The organism is Psychromarinibacter sp. S121 (assembly GCF_049801035.1).
GTDB lineage: Bacteria > Pseudomonadota > Alphaproteobacteria > Rhodobacterales > Rhodobacteraceae > Psychromarinibacter.
Genome location: NZ_JBNAGE010000001.1, coordinates 293,623 through 309,755 on the forward strand (window position 1 = coordinate 293,623; position 16,133 = coordinate 309,755).

Consider the following 16,133-nt stretch of genomic DNA (forward strand, 5'->3'; position numbering starts at 1 on the left):
CCGCGCCGATGCGGGCGGATTGCCGTCATTGTGACTGTGGCGCCGGGCGCGCCTCTGCTAGGGTCGCGGCGAAGCGCCCCGGCATGCAACAGGGGCGCATGCAGTTCTGGGCAGGCGCATGACCTTGTTCGACGGCCCCATCGGGCCTGACACCTATGCAGCGATCCGGTATGGCTATGGCTTTCCCGCGCGCGGCGCGGCGACGGCCCCGGGCGAGATGATCGCGGGGCTGCACGGCCCCGACCGGATGCGCATGGCCTTTCCCAAGGCGGGCCTGCCCGAGGCCGCGGCGATGGGCGCCGCCTATATCGCCGCCCGACGCGACATCAAGAAAGAGATCCCCGGCGCCGATGCGCGGCTCAAGGCGTTGTGGCAGCAGATCCGGCAGGCCCAGTATACCGGGCTGCTTGCCGATTTCGCCCGCATCGCCGACACCCGGACCCCGTTCCGCGAACGGCTCGTGCATTTCTGGGGCAACCATTTCGCCACCCGCACCAAGGGCCGCCAGTCGCATGCCTGCGGGCCGGCCTTTCTGGACGAGGCGATACGCCCCTACCTCGCCGGTCGTTTCGCCGATCTGCTGAAGGCGGCGGTGACGCATCCGGTGATGCTGGCCTTCCTCGACCAGACCTCTTCCGTCGGACCGAACAGCAAGGCCAATGGCGACGGCCGGCGCGGCCTGAACGAGAACCTTGCCCGCGAGGTGCTGGAACTGCACACGCTGGGCGTGGGGGCGGGCTATAGCCAGCGCGACGTGACCGAGTTCGCCGAGTTGCTGACCGGCCTGACCTTCGACCTGAAGCGCGACACCGGCATGGTGTTCAAGTCCAAGCTGGCCGAGCCGGGGGCCGAGACGGTGCTGGGCGTCCGCTATGGCGGCAAGGGCAAGGCGAAGCTGTCGGATGTCTACGCTGTGCTGGACGACCTGTCGGTACACCCTGCCACCGCCGCCCACGTCAGCCGCAAGATCGCGGCGCATTTCACCTCGGACACGCCGGACCCGTCGCTGACCTCGGCGATGGCGGCCACCTGGCGCGACACCGGCGGCGACCTGACAGCGGTCTACACCGCGATGCTGAACCACCCGGCGGCGTGGGCGGGGTTCGGCGCCAAGGTGAAGCTCCCACGCGAGATGCTGGCCAGCGCGATGCGCGGCCTTGGGCTGAGCGGCGACGACATCATGCGTACCAAGGCGGGGCGAGGCCGCGACTGGCTGATGCGCCCGCTGGTGGCGATGGGGCACAGCTATCTCGGGCCGCCCGATCCCTCGGGCTTTCCGGACGAGGCGACGGCGTGGGTCCAGCCCTATGGGCTTGCGCAACGTATCACGTGGGCGATGACCACGGTGCAGATGGTGAAGACCAAGGGCCTCGCGCCCGACCGCTTTGCCCGCGACACCCTCGGCGACGCCGCTTCCGAGCGTCTGCTGTGGGCCGTGACGCGGGCCGAGACGCGCGAAGAGGGGCTGGGCCTCGTGCTTGCCTCGGCAGAGTTCAACAGGCGATAGGGGGCAGGAGCATGACACCGGTTTCCCGGCGCGGCGTACTGAAAGGCGGGCTTGGCGTCGCCTGCTCGGCGGCGGCGCACCCGCTGATGTCGACGATGACGATGGCCGCGACGCCCGGAGACGCGCGGCTGGTGGTGATCGTTCTCAGGGGCGCGATGGACGGGCTCGACCTGCTCGCCCCGGTGGGCGACCCCGCCTATGCCGCCCTGCGCCCGACGCTGGGCCCGCGCGCCGCCGAGACCGGCCTGCCGCTGGGCGGCGGCTTTGTGCTGCACCGCGCGATGGCGCCGCTGATGCCGCTGTGGCGGGCGGGTGAACTTGGCTTCGCGCACGCGGTCTCGACCCCCTACCGCGACAAGCGCAGCCATTTCGACGGGCAGGACCTGCTTGAGGCCGGCACAGGTATGGACGTCGAACTGGCCGCGCAACGCGACGGCTGGCTGAACCGGCTGCTGCAGGCGATACCGGGCACCGAGGCGCGGACCGCTTTCGCCGTGGGCCGTCAAGAGATGCGCATCCTGCGCGGCGACGCGCCCGTCTACCAGTGGGCGCCCGAGGCGGATATCGAGATCACGCCGCAGGCGCAGCTTCTGCTGGAACGGATCTACGAACCCGACCCGCTGTTCTCGGCCGCGGGCGGCAGCGCGCTGGAACTCGCGGCGCAGCTGGGCCATGCGACCCTGCCGCCGCTGCCCGACGGCAGCCGCCGCGAGCCGCTGGCCGCCTTCGCCGCCGAGCGGATGAACGAAGAGGCCCGCATCGTGTCCTATTCGCTGAACGGCTGGGACACCCACCGCAACCAGAAGGGCGCGCTGACCTCGGCGCTGGACGTGCTGCAACGCTCGATCCTGTCGCTGAAGGACGGGCTGGGCGCGAACTGGTCGAAGACCATGGTGATGGCGATGACCGAATTCGGCCGCACCGCGCGCGAGAACGGCTCGGGCGGCACCGACCACGGCACCGGCGGCGCGCTGGTGATGGCGGGCGGCGCGCTGAAGGGCGGGCGCATCCTCGGGCGCTGGCCGGGACTGGACGAGGCCGATCTCTACGACCGCCGCGACCTGATGCCCACCGCCGACGTCCGCGCCTATGCGGCCTGGGCGATGCGCGGGCTGCACGGGATCGACCGCGCCACGCTGGAACGCGCGATCTTCCCGACGCTGAACATGGGCGACGACCCCGGCCTGCTGGCCTGATCCCGGCCCCTTCTTCTCTTTCCAAATACCTCGGGGGAGCGCGCGCAGCGCGCGGGGGCAGAGCCCCCTCTCTCTCACTTACCTAGACGGACATCGTCGCCTTCACCGCCCGCTTCCACGCCGCATAACGCGTGGCGCGCCAGTCGTTGTCGCGCTGCGGGTCGAACTGCTTTTCCAGCGCCCAGGTCTTCGCGAATTCGTCCTGCCCCGGGTAAACACCGGCGCGCATTCCGGCCAGCCACGCCGCCCCCAGCGCCGTCGTTTCCAGCACCTTCGGGCGGTCGACCGGCGCGCCGAGGATGTCGGCGAGGAACTGCATCGTCCAGTCCGACGCGCTCATGCCGCCGTCGACGCGCAGGATCGCCTCTTCCGCGTCGCCCATGTCGGCGTGCATCGCTTCCAGCAGGTCGCGGGTCTGGAAGCCCACGCTTTCGAGCGCGGCGCGGGCGAACTCGGCGGGGCCAGAGTTGCGGGTCAGCCCGAACACCGCGCCGCGGCAGTCGGCGTCCCAGTAGGGCGCGCCAAGGCCGGTGAAGGCGGGCACAAGGATCAGGTCCTGCCCGGGGTCGGCGGTTTCGGCCAGCGGTTGGGTGTCGGGGGCGGTTTCGATCACCTTCAGCCCGTCGCGCAGCCATTGCACCACCGCGCCGGCGATGAAGATCGAGCCTTCCAGCGCATAGGTGGGTGTGCCGTCCAGCTGGTAGGCGATGGTGGTCAGCAGGCGGTTCTTCGAGGTCACGGGCTCGGCCCCGGTGTTCAGCAGCGCGAAGCAGCCGGTGCCGTATGTCGATTTCAGCATGCCCGGCGCGAAACAGGCCTGACCGACGGTCGCCGCCTGCTGGTCGCCCGCGACGCCGAGGATCGGAAGGGAGCCGCCCAGCAGCGTCGTCTCGCCGAATTCGGAGGCGCTGTCCTTCACCTCGGGCAGCATCTGGGGCGGGATGTCCATCAACGCGCAGATCGTGGTCGACCAGCGGCCCTTGCGGATGTCGTATAGCATGGTGCGCGCCGCATTGGTGGCGTCCGTGACGTGCGACCGGCCCTCGGTGAGGTTCCAGATCAGCCATGTATCGACGGTGCCGAACAGCAGCTCGCCCGCCTTTGCCTGCTCGCGCGCGCCGTCGACCTCATCCAGAATCCATTTCAGCTTGGTGGCCGAGAAATACGGGTCCGCCAGCAGGCCGGTGCGGTGGGTGATCATCTCTTCATGGCCGCCGTCGCGCAGGGTGCGGCAAAAGTCGGCGGTGCGGCGGTCCTGCCAGACGATCGCGTTGTGTACCGGTTTGCCGCTGGTCTTGTCCCAGACCACGACCGTTTCGCGCTGGTTGGTGATGCCGATGGCGGCGGGGGCGGCGCCGCCCGCCGTCTCCAGCGCGGTTCGGCAGGTGCGCAGCGTCGTCCGCCACAGGTCGTCGGGATCGTGTTCGACCCAGCCCGAGCGGGGATAGTGCTGGGCGAATTCCTCCTGCGCCGAGGCGGCGATGTCCATCTTCGCGTCGAACAGGATCGCGCGGGTCGAAGTGGTGCCCTGATCGATGGCAAGAACGTGGGTCATGCAGGCCTCCCTTTGCGAGTGGCAACATAGGCCGAACCCGGAAGGAGGGTACAGTGCCGAACCCGTTCGGCGGGCCGACCCGGCGGAAGCCGGGCAGGGGGCGGCGTTCAGAAGATGTCAGAAGGTATCAGTAGATATAGCGGATCTGGTCGCTCCAGTACCGCTCCACCCGGCGCAGGGAGGTGTTGATTTCCTCGATCCCGTTCAGGTCCAGCACCGCGCGGCTTTCCAGCCCTTCGGCGTGGCGGATGAACAGGTCCTCGACGATCTCCTGCACGCGGCGTCCCTTGTCGGTCAGCCGCACCCGGACCGACCTGCGGTCGATCTCGCACCGCTGGTGGTGCATGTAGCCTGCGTCCACCAGTTTCTTCAGGTTGTAGCTGACGTTCGAGCCCTGATAGTAGCCGCGCGATTTCAGTTCGCCCGCCGTCACCTCGTTATCGCCGACGTTGAACAGCAGCAGCGCCTGCACGGCGTTGATTTCAAGCATGCCCAGACGTTCGAATTCGTCCTTGATGACGTCCAGCAACAGCCTGTGCAGCCGTTCGACCAGCGACAGCGCTTCAAGGTACTGCGCCATGAACCCCTTGTTCGCGGCGCCTGCGATCCGGCTTTGAATGCTCATGCTATGCTCCGCCATCGGCTGCTCGTTGGCCGTGCATAGCGTTGGAATCGCAAAGATATAGTTAAGCGGTGCGCAGATTGCCCGCGCGCCTAGCGGGCGCCCGCGTGCGTCGCGATGTCGTGCAGCAGCGCGGCGAAGCGTTCCGGCGGCTCGGCCTGACCAGACACCCACGGGTAAAGATCCTGATCGTTTTCCCACAGCAGGGCGTCGAACAGGTCCAGCGCCTCGGCGTCCATTCCCGCCAGCCGGTCCTGCGCATAACGGCCAAGGATGATGTCCATCTCCTTGATCCCGCGGCGCGAGGCCCGCATCTGCATGCGCTTCAGCCGCGCTTCGGGGGTTTCGGTCACGTCCTCGGTCACAACTGGTCCCTCAGCGCCTTTTGCAGCCGCTTCTCGATGCCGCCCAGCCGGTCGGCGGTCTGTTTCAGGTTGCCCTTCAGGGTGCGGATCTCGGTCAGCAGCGCGCTCAGTTCCTCGGGCATGGCGGTCGAGTCGGGGTTGTCGATCCCGTCGCCTTCGCCGTTCAGCAGCCAGATCAGCGACACGTTCAGAACGCCGGCCAGCATTTGCAGCTTGTTCGCGCGCGGTTCGGACAGGTCGTTCTCCCACGCCGACAGCGTCTTCAGCTTGACGCCGATCTGACGTGCCAGATCCGCCTGCGACAGCCCCAGCGCGTCGCGCGCGGCGACAAGGCGGTCGCCAAAGGTGGCGCTTTCGTTCGAGTACCAGCCGCCGTTCTCTTCGGGGGCGCTATCCTCAGCCATGTGTTCCTCCGGTCTCGTCCCCCGTCGCCGCGACCCGGCCCGGGGGCTTGCATGGGTTCGGGGGCCAATCTACACCTTGCATCCGGCGCATTCCAACCGGAGACGACCATGCCCTTCCTTTCCGCGACACTGGCGCGCGTCAAGCCCTCGCCCACGATCGCCATGAACACCCGCAGCCAAGAGCTGAAGGCGGAAGGAAAGGACGTCATCGGCCTTGCCGCGGGCGAGCCGGATTTCGATACACCCGACAACATCAAGGCCGCCGGCGTCGCGGCGATCGAGGCGGGCAAGACCAAGTACACCGCACCGGATGGCATCCCCGAGTTGAAAAAGGCAGTCTGCGCCAAGTTCGCGCGCGAGAACGGGCTAAGCTACGAGCCGTCGCAGGTTTCGGTGTCGTCGGGCGGCAAGCAGATCCTGTACAACGCGCTGATGGCGACGCTGAACCCCGGCGACGAGGTGGTGATCCCCGCGCCGTACTGGGTCAGCTATCCGGACATGGTGCTGCTGGCGGGCGGCACGCCCGTGGTGGTCGAGGCCGGGATCGAGACCGGCTTCAAGCTGACGCCCGAGGCTCTGGACGCCGCGATAACCGACAAGACCAAGTGGTTCATCTTCAACTCGCCGTCGAACCCGACCGGCGCGGGCTATACCCGCGACGAGTTGAAAGCCCTGACCGACGTGCTGATGAAGCACCCGCAGGTCTGGGTGATGACCGACGACATGTACGAGCATCTGGTGTTCGACGATTTCACCTTCTGCACTCCGGCCGAGGTCGAGCCGGCGCTGTATGACCGTACGTTGACCTGCAACGGCGTGTCGAAGGCCTATGCGATGACCGGTTGGCGCATCGGCTATGCCGCCGGCCCGGTCGAGATCATCAACGCGATGCGCAAGATCCAGTCTCAGTCGACGACCAACCCCTGCACCATTTCGCAATGGGCGGCGGTCGAGGCGCTGAACGGCACGCAGGACTTTCTTGCCCCGAACCGCGCGCTGTTCCAGCGCCGCCGCGATCTTGTGGTCGAGGGGCTGAACGCCTGTCCCGGCATCACCTGCCCGGTGCCCGAGGGCGCGTTCTATGTCTACCCGTCCATCGCGGGCTGCATCGGCAAGACGACCACCAGCGGGAAGACCATCGCGACCGACGAGGATTTCTGCCTTGCGCTGCTGGAAGAGTCCGGCGTCGCGGTGGTGTTCGGCGCGGCCTTCGGGCTGTCGCCGCATTTCCGCGTCAGCTACGCTACCGACGAGGCGACGCTGGCCGACGCCTGCGCCCGCATCCGCAGCTTCTGCGAAAGCCTGACCTGAGGAGTCTCGATGTCCGCCGATCTGCCGGAGTACTATTTCCGCACCCGTGAGAACGGCGCCTTCGTGTTCCGCGTCGACACGGAGAACCGGCAGCGGCGGATCGAGATGGAGCAGATCGCGACGGTCAACATCCGCAACGGTCAGGTGAAGCCGCAAGGCAGCCGCGATCTGACCGACGCGGACATGAAGGCCATCGGCGACTGGATGAAGGCCCGGACCGAGGTGGTCGAGGCGCGGCGCGTCGACGACATCCTGCGAACGATCGACCACCTGAACCAGACGGCGCACTGGGCGAACTCGGACGCGTCAGACGCGCAACTGGACCGGATTACCGACGACCTGTTGCTGGCGATGCACGACCTGCGCTCGGTTCTGGTGCGGCGGAAGGCCGACCGGCTGCTGAAAGCCTCACGCGACAGCGCGGACGAGTAGGGGCGTCAGACCAGCGCCGCCTTGATGTAGCCGTCGACCGAAATCCTTTCGGCCTCGGTCAGACGCAGGCCCAGCTTGGTGCGCCGCCACAGGAAATCATCGCCGCTGCGGACCCACTCGTTCCTGATCGCCCAGTCCAGTTCCCGCGCAGTGACGGTGCCGCCGAAGGTGCGGCCAAGGTCGCCGACCGTCGTGGCGTCGCCCAGCACCTTGCGGACTTCGGTGCCATAGCAGCGCACCAGTCGCAGCGCCCAGAAATCGCTGAGGAACGGGTAGTCTGCGCGCAGCCCTTTCAGCAGGGCGCGAACGCCGTCGACGGCAAAGTCTCCGCCCGGCAGCGGCACGCCGGCGGTCCAGTCGTTGCCCAGATCGGGGAACTGCGGCGCAAGCTTCGCCATCGCCGCCTCGGCCAGTTTGCGGTAGGTGGTGATCTTGCCGCCGAACACGTTCAGCAGCGGTGCACCGGTTTCGTCGAGGCTCAGCACGTATTCCCGTGTGGCGGCTGTCGCCGAACTGGCGCCGTCGTCGTACAGCGGCCGAACGCCAGAGTAGGTCCAGACGATGTCGTCGGCCGGGATCTGCTTCTTGAAGTACTTCCCTGCGAAGTCGCGCAGATAGTCGGCTTCTTCCGGGGTGCAGACCGGCTTTTCAGACGGATCGCCATGCTCGGCGTCGGTGGTGCCGATCAGGGTGAAGTCCTCTTCGTAGGGGATGGTGAAGATGATCCGCCCGTCGGTGCCCTGCAGGAAATAGCATTTGTCGTGATCGTACAGCTTCTTCACGACGATGTGGCTGCCGCGGACCAGGCGGATATGTTCCGAGGAATTGATCCGCAACGTGCCCTGAATCACCTCGGACACCCACGGCCCGCCCGCGTTCACCAGCGCCCGCGCGCGGTGTACGTGCCGTTTGCCCTTGGCGTCCTCTGTCTCGACCAGCCAAACGTCGTTGCCGCGCACCGCGCCGACGACGCGGGTGCGGGTCATGATCTCGGCCCCCCGCGCGGCGGCGTCGCGGGCGTTCAGCACGACAAGGCGGGCGTCCTGCACCCAGCAGTCGGAATACTCGTAGGCATGCTCGAACCGCGACTTGAGCGGCGCGCCTTCGGGCGTGCCCTTCAGCGACAGAGATGCGGTGCCGGGCAGCACATCGCGCCCGCCGAGATTGTCGTACAGGAACAGGCCCAGCCGGATCAGCCACGCGGGGCGGCGCCCCTTCATCCACGGCATGAACCGGGACAGCAGGCGCGAGGTTGGCGTGTCGCTGTCGAACCGCATGTCGCGGTGATAGGGCAGGATGAACCGCATCGGCCACGAGATATGCGGCATCGCCTTCAGCAGCACTTCGCGTTCTCTCAGCGCCTCGCGGACAAGGCGGAACTCGAAATACTCGAGATAGCGCAGCCCGCCGTGAAACAGCTTGGTCGAGGCCGAAGACGTGGCCCAGGCGAGATCGTTCATCTCGGCCAGTGCGACTTTCAGTCCCCGGCCAGCCGCATCGCGGGCGATACCGCAGCCGTTGATGCCGCCGCCGATGACGAAAAGGTCGTGGACCGGTCCTGTGTCTTGCGTTTCCATGGGGCAGTTATGTAGCGTCGTGCGCCGCATCGCCACCGGGCAATTTGCGGTGACGCAGGGTCATTCTGCGCTGTCGCGCGGTTCCTGCCCGGCAGAGAGTTCGCGTTCCAGAAACGCCTCGAAAGCATCAAGGTTCACCGGCTCGAACTGGCCGAAGCCCTGCATCCAGACCGACGCCGCCTTCAGCGCGTCGGGTTCCAGCTTGCACCACTTCACGCGGCCGCGTTTCTCCTGACTGATCAGGCCGGCGCGGGTGAGGATCGCAAGGTGCTTCGAGATCGCGGCCAGCGACATCTCGAACGGCTCTGCCACGTCGGTCACCGCCATGTCGTCTTCCAGAAGCATGGTCAGGATCGCGCGCCGGGTGGGGTCGGCGAGGGCGGCGAACACGGTGTCGAGGGTGGGCTCCATTCCAGCGGAGTGACAGCGCCCGCAGGTTTGGTCAACCATTCGGTTGAATTTGCCATTTCGCCCGATCCGCGCGATGCGGCCGCGGCACGGTGGCGGTAACGGTTTCGATGTCTAGCAAAATCAGTGACTTATATGGTGAAGGAGAGGGGCTTTGCCAGCTTGACTCCGAACCGGTCCGTTTCTACGTTCGCCGCGACTGAACGGGGGTTCCGCATTTTGGTCGATCCGGAAGACAAGGCCCGCCTCGAGAGGCTGGACCAGAGGATTGCCGCGCTGAAAGACGCGAATGCGCCGAAGCCCCGCGAGACGACACATGCCGTGGGCGGCGCAGAGCTTGCCTGGCGGATGGTGATCGAACTGGTGGCCGGGATCGTGATCGGTTCCGGCATCGGCTTTGGGCTCGACACGCTGTTCGGGACGATGCCGATCTTCCTGGTTCTGTTCACCCTGTTCGGCTTTGCGGCCGGCGTGCAGACACTGATGCGCACGGCTCGCGCCGCGCAGGAAAAGAACGACAGGGCCGAGGGGCCCGAGAAGGACGAGGGATAGGATCGTGGCGACCGAAGAACACAGCGAAGGCCTTGTCTTCCACCCGATGGACCAGTTCGTCGTGAAGCCGCTGTTCGGCTCGGCGGGCGACCCGGTTCACTGGTACACGATCACCAACGTCACGCTGTGGATGTTCCTTACGATCGTTGCGATCTCGGCGCTTCTGGTGCTGGGCACGCGCGGCCGGGCCGTCATCCCGACCAAGCTTCAGTCGGTCGCGGAACTGGCCTACGGCTTCATCTACAAGATGGTCGAGGACGTCGCGGGCCGCGATGCGGTGCGCTTCTTCCCCTATGTCTTCACGCTGTTCATGTTCATCGTGATGTCGAACTTCCTTGGCCTGCTGCCGACGGCGTTCACCACGACCTCGCACCTTGCGGTTACGGTGATCCTTGCGCTGGCGGTGTTCCTGACGGTCACCATCACCGGCTTCGTCCTGCACGGCAGCAAGTTCCTTGGCCTCTTCTGGGTCAGCTCGGCCCCGCTGGCGATCCGCCCGGTGCTGGCTGTGATCGAGGTGATTTCCTACTTCGTCCGCCCGGTCAGCCACTCTATTCGTCTCATGGGCAACATGATGGCCGGTCACGCGGTTATCAAAGTGTTCGCCGCCTTCGCGCCGCTGATCCTGCTGTCGGGCGTCGGTGTGCTGGTGACCCCGCTGTCCATCCTCGCCATCACCGCGATGTACGCTCTGGAGACGCTGGTGGCCTTCATCCAGGCCTACGTCTTCACGATCCTGACCTGCGTGTACCTGAAGGACGCGCTGCATCCGTCGCACTAATGCCCGGGGGCATGTGCCCCCGACGCTTGAACCCAATCATCAGCCAATTCCAACGTAAGGAGAAACGATCATGGAAGGCGATATCGCACAAATGGGCGCCTACCTCGGCGCCGGTCTGACCGCCATCGGCATGGGTGGCGCTGCCATCGGTGTGGGCAACGTGGTCGGCAACTTCCTCGCCGGTGCCCTGCGCAACCCGTCCGCTGCTGGCGGCCAGACCGCGACCATGTTCATCGGCGTCGCCTTCGCGGAAGCCCTGGGGATCTTCTCGTTCCTCGTCGCGCTTCTGCTGATGTTCGCCGTCTGATATCCTTCTGAAACTCCTTACGCTCGGTTGGGCCTTCGGGCCCGGCCGAAAGTGACAGGTGTCAGGGGGACGACATGGCAGGAAACACCGATACCCACGCGGTAGCCGAGGCCGGCCACGGCGCGGCTGACGCCGCGGCGCACGGCGGCGGCGACGCTGTCGGTATGCCGCAGCTCGACTTCTCGAGCTGGCCCAACCAGATCTTCTGGCTGATCGTCACGCTTGTGGTGATCTACTTCATCCTCAGCCGCGTGGCGCTGCCGCGGATCGCATCGGTTCTGGCCGAGCGGGCCGGGACGGTGACCAACGATATCGCTGCGGCCGAAGAGCTGAAGCTGAAAGCGCAGGAAGCGGAGGACGCCTACAACCAGGCGCTCGCCGATGCCCGTGCCGAAGCGAACCGGATCATCGGGGAAGCCAAGGCCGAGATTCAGGCGGAACTGGACGAGGCGAATGCCAAGGCCGACGCCGAGATCGCGGCCCGCACCGCCGAGTCGGAGAAGGCGATTGCCGACATCCGCGCCAACGCGGTTGCAAGCGTCGAGGAAGTCGCCAAGGCGACCGCTGCTGAGATCGTCGCGGCGCTGGGCGGATCCGCCGATGCGTCGACCGTCGACGACGCCGTGCAAAGCCAGATGAAAGGGGCCTGATGATGCGCAAACTCGCCATTCTCCCGGCCCTCTTCGCCGCCGGTCCGGCGCTGGCCGCCACGGGGCCCTTCGTGTCCCTGTGGAACACCAACTTCGTCGTGCTGATCGCCTTCGTGGTCTTCGTCGGCCTGCTGCTGGTTCTGGGCGTGCCCAAGATCCTGGGCAACATGCTGGACAAGCGCGCGGACACGATCCGGAGCGAACTGGACGAGGCCAAGGCGCTGCGTGAAGAAGCGCAGACGATCCTTGCTTCCTACGAGCGCAAGCAGAAGGAAGTCGCGGAGCAGTCGGAGCGCATCGTGGCCAAGGCCAAGGACGAGGCGCGTCAGGCGGCCGAGCAGGCCAAGGCCGATCTCGAAGCCTCGATGGCCCGCCGCATGGCCGGTGCCGAAGAGCAGATCGCCTCGGCTCAGGCCCGCGCGGTGAAAGAGGTCAAGGACCAGGCGGTCACCGTGGCAATCGCTGCGGCGCGTGAAGTCATCGCCAAGCAGATGACCGCGCAGGCGGCCAACAAGATGATCGACGACTCGATCGCGACCGTCGAGAGCAAGCTGCACTAAGCCGCTGCCCTTACCGGCAAAGAATAAACCCGGCCAGTGGCCGGGTTTTTTCGTTTCTCCGGGTGCGGTCCGGCAGGCTTATTGCGCGGTATAGGCGCCGTCGGCCAGATGGTAGCTGCCGGTGATGAAGCTGGCGCGGTCGGACAACAGGAAGCAGACCAGCGCCGAAATCTCTTCGGATTCGCCCAGACGCCCGATCGGGTGCAGGGCGATCAGCCCTTCGCGCTGTTCGTCGGTCATGGCGTTCTGGATCAGCGGCGTGTTGATGAAGGCCGGGCCCACCGCGTTCACGCGGATGCCCTTGGCGCTGTACTCGATGGCGGCGTTCTTGGTCAGGCCGATCACGCCGTGCTTGGCGGTCACATAGGCCGACGACTGTGCAAAGCCCACCGAGCCGAGGATCGACGCGATGTTCACGATGGCGCCGCCTCCGGTTTTCTCCATCGCGGCGATCTCGTAGCGGCAGCCGTAGAAGACGCCGTTCAGGTTCACGTTGATCACCTGATGCCAGCCGTCGAGCGGGTATTCACCCACCGGCGCGGCCGGGCCGCCGATGCCGGCGTTGTTCACCGCGAGGTCCAGCTTGCCGAAGCTCGAGACGGCCTTGTCGACCATCGCCTCGACCTGTTCCGGCTTACTGACGTCGACCGAGAACGCCTCGGCAGTACCGCCCGCGTCGCGGATCTTCTGGGCCTGTTCCTCGGCCTGATCCATGTGAAGGTCGGCGACCAGCACCTTCGCGCCGTTCGCGGCGAGTTCCTCGGCAATGGCGGCGCCGATGCCCGACGCGCCGCCGGTGACGATGGCGGATTTGCCTTCGAATTGCTTGTCCATCTGATGCTCCTGTCTGTGCGGGGCAGGGGCTTTGCGCGGATCGGAATTGCGCGATTACTGCCCCCGGCGGACCGGATCGGGCCCGTCTTCCCCACAAAGATGGGACCGGACGTCGCGTCGCTTCAAGGCGCCCCGGCGCGGCTTGTTAACGCGGTTAAGTGTGCGCTGTCGCACGGAACTTTCACTTGGGCGCTACAGAAGAAACCTGCGTCGCCTAATCATGTTAGGATAGCCCTGCTGCCGCACGTCCGATTCATTCCCATTCCGAATTGAAGGACCGCTTTCATGACACCCGACCAAATCCTGCAAACCCTTGTCGCGCTGCTGTCCGGCACGGGCGAACCCGCCTTCGAAGCATTAAGGGACGGGGGGCACGACGACCGCTATCCGGTCGTGATCGAAAGCTGTCCGCGCCCGCTTGGGCCGCTGGAGGTCGAGGGGCAGACCGTCATCTGCGGCCGCGTCTCGGTGCCCGAGGATCACAACGCCGAAGGGGGCGAGACCATTCCGCTGGCCTTCGCGATCCTGAAATCCCGCTCTGCCGCGCCAGCGCCCGACCCGGTGATCTACCTGCACGGCGGCCCCGGCGGCTATACGGTGCAGAGCATTCCCGACAATGCGGCGATCTTCGACTTCCTGAGAAACCGGCGCGATCTGGTGATCTTCGACCAGCGCGCCTCGGGTATCTCGGACCGGACGATCGCCTGCTACAACGCCTTCGCCGAGGATTTCATGGGCTTCGCGCGGCCGGATGAAGAGACGATGTTCGATGCAGATCAGCCGCTGGCGCATTGCATCACCGAGATGGTCGACAGCGGCATCGACCTGTCCCTGTACAACACCACGCAAAGCGCGCTGGACGTGCGGGCGATCATGCATGCCTTGGGCTATCCGACCTACAACGCCTTCGGCATCTCCTACGGCACCAAGCTGGGGCAGGAACTGCTGCGCGCCGCGCCGGAGGGGCTGCGCAGTCTGGTGATCGACAGCATCAGCCTGATCGACCAGCCCGCGTATGACACAAACGGCGTCCCGCCCGATCAGGCGCTTGGCTGGATCGTGGATTTCTGCGCCGAGGACGAGGCCTGCGCTGCCGCGTATCCCGATCTGGAGTCCACGGTTCACGAGGCGGCCGATTACCTTGCCCAGACCGGCGTCACGGTTGCCGGGACAGAGTTCGGGCCGGAGTTGATCGAAGCCCTGCTGTCGCAAAGCAACAAGACCGGCGGCCCCTTCACGGCTTACATGCCGCAGGTCCTGACAGAGATCGCGGCAGGCGAGACCACGACGCTGACGCGGCTTCTGACCGGCGGCTTCGTGCCCGATGTCTCGGTCGCCGGTCTGATGGCGCGGTTCGGCGGGGATCTAAGCGAACCGGACCGGACCATAGCAGAGGTGCTGTTCATGCAGGCCGAGCAGATGCGCAGCCTTCAGGGGTCGGCGTCCAGCCTTCTGAACACGCTGTCCGACGACCTTTCGTCGGCAGCGGCGGACACCGAGCAGTTGTTGGACTCCGCCCTGTCCGAAGTGGCGCTTGGGATGGAGGCCCCGGCGCAGCTGGCGATGGTGCAGTCCTACACCAGCCTGATCGGACAAGAGCCGGACAAGGCGGATATCGTGGCCTTCGTGACCGAGAACTTCCCGGCGACCGAACTGCCGCGCCTGCTGGCGCTGGTCGAGGCGATGTCAGAAGACGACGTGGCGGCTTTCTACACGCGCGCGGTCATCGATGCGGCGCGGCTGACTTCGGCGGCGCGGATGAGCCTGACGCTGGGCATCATCGCGTGCCAGGAGGATTTTCCCTTCAACTCGGCGGAAGGGTTCGACGCGGTCTCTGCCGACTACCGGTTCCCGGTGATCGACGCCGGGGTGCGGCCGGACACCTATCCCTTGTACGGCTTCTGCGAGTTGTTCGAGCAGCATCCGCGCGACGGCTATCACGACGCGGTGCAAAGCGATCTGCCGGTGCTGGCAATGGCGGGGACGAAGGACACACAGACCAATCCGGACGCAGCCGAGCGCGTGGTGTCGACGCTGCCCAACGGACAGGCGGTGCTGTTCCCGGAAGCGGGGCACGGGGTGATCATGTTCTCGCCCTGCGCGCGCGACATCGCGGTGGGCTTTCTCGAAGATCCGCAGGCCGAAGTCAGCACCGTCTGCACCGAGGCGCTAAAGCCCAAGTTCTACATCCCGCCCGCGCCTGCGGAATAAGGGGCGCGCTTCACGTTGTGCCACGAAAAAGGCCGGGCGCTGGGCCCGGCCTTTCCTGTCTCCAGCGAACCGACGGATCAGTTCGGGATGATCGTGATGTCCACGCGGCGGTTCTGGGCGCGGCCCTCGGGCGTCAGGTTCGACGCGATGGGGGCGTCCTCGCCCCGGCCGCTGACCGAGACGCGCGACGACGGGGTGCCCGCGCCGATCAGCACCGACGCGACCGAGTTGGCGCGGCGGACCGACAGGTCCTGGTTGTACGAAGCGGCGCCGGTGTTGTCGGTGTGGCCCACGACCTGAACGACCGAGTTCGGGTACTGCTGCAGGCTGTTGGCCAGAACGCGCAGGTCGCCCTGCAGCGAGGAGCTGACGGCGGCGCTGTCGGTCGGGAACAGGATGTCCTGCGGCATCCGCACGGTCAGCGTGTTGCCGTTGTTGATGATCTGGATGCCCGAGTTGTCGAAGTCGCGGCGCAGTTCCGCGGCCTGCTTGTCGAGGTCATAGCCTACCGCCGCGCCGACACCGGCGCCGACGAGGCCGCCGATCAGCGCGCCACGGCGGCGCGAGCCAGCGTCGTCGCCCACGGCGACACCGGCCAGCGCGCCCAGAAGGCCGCCGATCGCCGCGCCTTCCCCGGTGCGCTGGTTCGGGTTGTTGGTGGGGGTGTCCGGGCTGGTACAGGCGGTCAGGGCCAGTGCCGAGACGGTGGCCAGGACCAGCGGGGTTTTCAGGGTGATCGGCATGTCTTTGTGCCCTCTGCTCGTGCTTTGCGTTGCGACGAACTTACAGCTAGCGCGGGGCGGCTCCAAGGCCATGCCTCGCAATTGTGAGCGGTTCTTTGCCTGCGAAATCACGCGAAAG

18 protein-coding genes are annotated in these 16,133 nt (G+C 66.4%); 10 read left to right on the top strand and 8 right to left on the bottom strand.

Annotated features, from left to right (window positions below):
- Window positions 1–118 precede the first annotated feature (118 nt).
- Together ACP156_RS01485 and ACP156_RS01490 are read left to right on the top strand one after the other, a co-directional pair.
- The gene (locus ACP156_RS01485) at window positions 119–1,507 is read left to right on the top strand and encodes a DUF1800 domain-containing protein (RefSeq protein ID WP_425049509.1); all 1,389 of its coding nucleotides are present in this window, start codon (window positions 119–121) and stop codon (window positions 1,505–1,507) included.
- An 11-nt stretch (window positions 1,508–1,518) separates the two neighbouring features.
- Window positions 1,519–2,703 (top strand): DUF1501 domain-containing protein, encoded by a 1,185-nt coding sequence (locus ACP156_RS01490; protein ID WP_425049510.1) that lies wholly within the window; start codon window positions 1,519–1,521, stop codon window positions 2,701–2,703.
- Window positions 2,704–2,785: 82 nt separating this feature from the next.
- Here the strand turns inward: ACP156_RS01490 and glpK are convergent, their stop codons facing one another.
- From glpK to ACP156_RS01510, 4 genes are all read right to left on the bottom strand, one after another.
- On the bottom strand, window positions 2,786–4,258 hold the full coding sequence (gene glpK, locus ACP156_RS01495) for a glycerol kinase GlpK (protein WP_425049511.1): 1,473 nt from the start codon (window positions 4,256–4,258) through the stop codon (window positions 2,786–2,788).
- A 127-nt stretch (window positions 4,259–4,385) separates the two neighbouring features.
- Window positions 4,386–4,883 carry a MarR family winged helix-turn-helix transcriptional regulator gene (locus ACP156_RS01500; RefSeq protein WP_275634584.1) on the bottom strand — a complete coding sequence of 166 codons (498 nt, stop codon included), beginning with the start codon at window positions 4,881–4,883 and terminating at the stop codon, window positions 4,386–4,388.
- 89 nt (window positions 4,884–4,972) lie between these two features.
- Window positions 4,973–5,233: a succinate dehydrogenase assembly factor 2 gene (locus ACP156_RS01505; RefSeq protein ID WP_425050803.1), complete on the bottom strand. Its 261-nt coding sequence runs from the start codon at window positions 5,231–5,233 to the stop codon at window positions 4,973–4,975.
- Window positions 5,234–5,241: 8 nt separating this feature from the next.
- Window positions 5,242–5,649, bottom strand: coding sequence for a helix-turn-helix domain-containing protein (locus ACP156_RS01510; protein ID WP_425049512.1), 408 nt, complete (start codon window positions 5,647–5,649; stop codon window positions 5,242–5,244).
- Between the two features lie 108 nt (window positions 5,650–5,757).
- Here ACP156_RS01510 and ACP156_RS01515 point away from each other — a divergent pair, with 108 nt between their 5' ends.
- Both ACP156_RS01515 and ACP156_RS01520 read left to right on the top strand, forming a co-directional pair.
- Window positions 5,758–6,960 carry a pyridoxal phosphate-dependent aminotransferase gene (locus ACP156_RS01515; RefSeq protein ID WP_425049513.1) on the top strand — a complete coding sequence of 401 codons (1,203 nt, stop codon included), beginning with the start codon at window positions 5,758–5,760 and terminating at the stop codon, window positions 6,958–6,960.
- 9 nt (window positions 6,961–6,969) lie between these two features.
- Window positions 6,970–7,392 (top strand): hypothetical protein, encoded by a 423-nt coding sequence (locus ACP156_RS01520; protein WP_425049514.1) that lies wholly within the window; start codon window positions 6,970–6,972, stop codon window positions 7,390–7,392.
- A gap of 5 nt (window positions 7,393–7,397) precedes the next feature.
- On the opposite strand, the gene glpD is transcribed toward ACP156_RS01520, so the two are convergent.
- Together glpD and ACP156_RS01530 are read right to left on the bottom strand one after the other, a co-directional pair.
- Window positions 7,398–8,969, bottom strand: a complete 1,572-nt coding sequence (gene glpD / locus ACP156_RS01525) for a glycerol-3-phosphate dehydrogenase (protein WP_425049515.1) — start codon at window positions 8,967–8,969, stop codon at window positions 7,398–7,400.
- Between the two features lie 60 nt (window positions 8,970–9,029).
- Window positions 9,030–9,380, bottom strand: a complete 351-nt coding sequence (locus tag ACP156_RS01530) for an ArsR/SmtB family transcription factor (protein ID WP_425049516.1) — start codon at window positions 9,378–9,380, stop codon at window positions 9,030–9,032.
- A 216-nt stretch (window positions 9,381–9,596) separates the two neighbouring features.
- Here ACP156_RS01530 and ACP156_RS01535 point away from each other — a divergent pair, with 216 nt between their 5' ends.
- From ACP156_RS01535 to ACP156_RS01555, 5 genes are all read left to right on the top strand, one after another.
- Complete coding sequence (locus ACP156_RS01535) at window positions 9,597–9,929, top strand: AtpZ/AtpI family protein (protein WP_425049517.1); 333 nt, start codon at window positions 9,597–9,599, stop codon at window positions 9,927–9,929.
- 4 nt (window positions 9,930–9,933) lie between these two features.
- On the top strand, window positions 9,934–10,710 hold the full coding sequence (locus ACP156_RS01540) for a F0F1 ATP synthase subunit A (RefSeq protein WP_425049518.1): 777 nt from the start codon (window positions 9,934–9,936) through the stop codon (window positions 10,708–10,710).
- A gap of 70 nt (window positions 10,711–10,780) precedes the next feature.
- Window positions 10,781–11,017, top strand: a complete 237-nt coding sequence (locus ACP156_RS01545) for a F0F1 ATP synthase subunit C (protein WP_275634576.1) — start codon at window positions 10,781–10,783, stop codon at window positions 11,015–11,017.
- Window positions 11,018–11,091: 74 nt separating this feature from the next.
- Entirely contained in the window at window positions 11,092–11,667 is a 576-nt protein-coding gene (locus tag ACP156_RS01550) for a F0F1 ATP synthase subunit B' (RefSeq protein WP_425049519.1), read from the top strand.
- Window positions 11,667–12,227, top strand: a complete 561-nt coding sequence (locus ACP156_RS01555) for a F0F1 ATP synthase subunit B (protein WP_425049520.1) — start codon at window positions 11,667–11,669, stop codon at window positions 12,225–12,227. Before ACP156_RS01550 ends, ACP156_RS01555 begins: the two co-directional genes overlap by 1 nt.
- A gap of 78 nt (window positions 12,228–12,305) precedes the next feature.
- On the opposite strand, the gene ACP156_RS01560 is transcribed toward ACP156_RS01555, so the two are convergent.
- Window positions 12,306–13,061: an SDR family NAD(P)-dependent oxidoreductase gene (locus ACP156_RS01560; RefSeq protein WP_425049521.1), complete on the bottom strand. Its 756-nt coding sequence runs from the start codon at window positions 13,059–13,061 to the stop codon at window positions 12,306–12,308.
- A gap of 285 nt (window positions 13,062–13,346) precedes the next feature.
- Between ACP156_RS01560 and ACP156_RS01565 the strand changes: the two genes are divergently transcribed.
- Window positions 13,347–15,272, top strand: coding sequence for an alpha/beta hydrolase (locus tag ACP156_RS01565; protein ID WP_425049522.1), 1,926 nt, complete (start codon window positions 13,347–13,349; stop codon window positions 15,270–15,272).
- 77 nt (window positions 15,273–15,349) lie between these two features.
- On the opposite strand, the gene ACP156_RS01570 is transcribed toward ACP156_RS01565, so the two are convergent.
- Window positions 15,350–16,015 (bottom strand): OmpA family protein, encoded by a 666-nt coding sequence (locus ACP156_RS01570; RefSeq protein ID WP_425049523.1) that lies wholly within the window; start codon window positions 16,013–16,015, stop codon window positions 15,350–15,352.
- Between the last annotated feature and the right edge of the window lie 118 nt (window positions 16,016–16,133).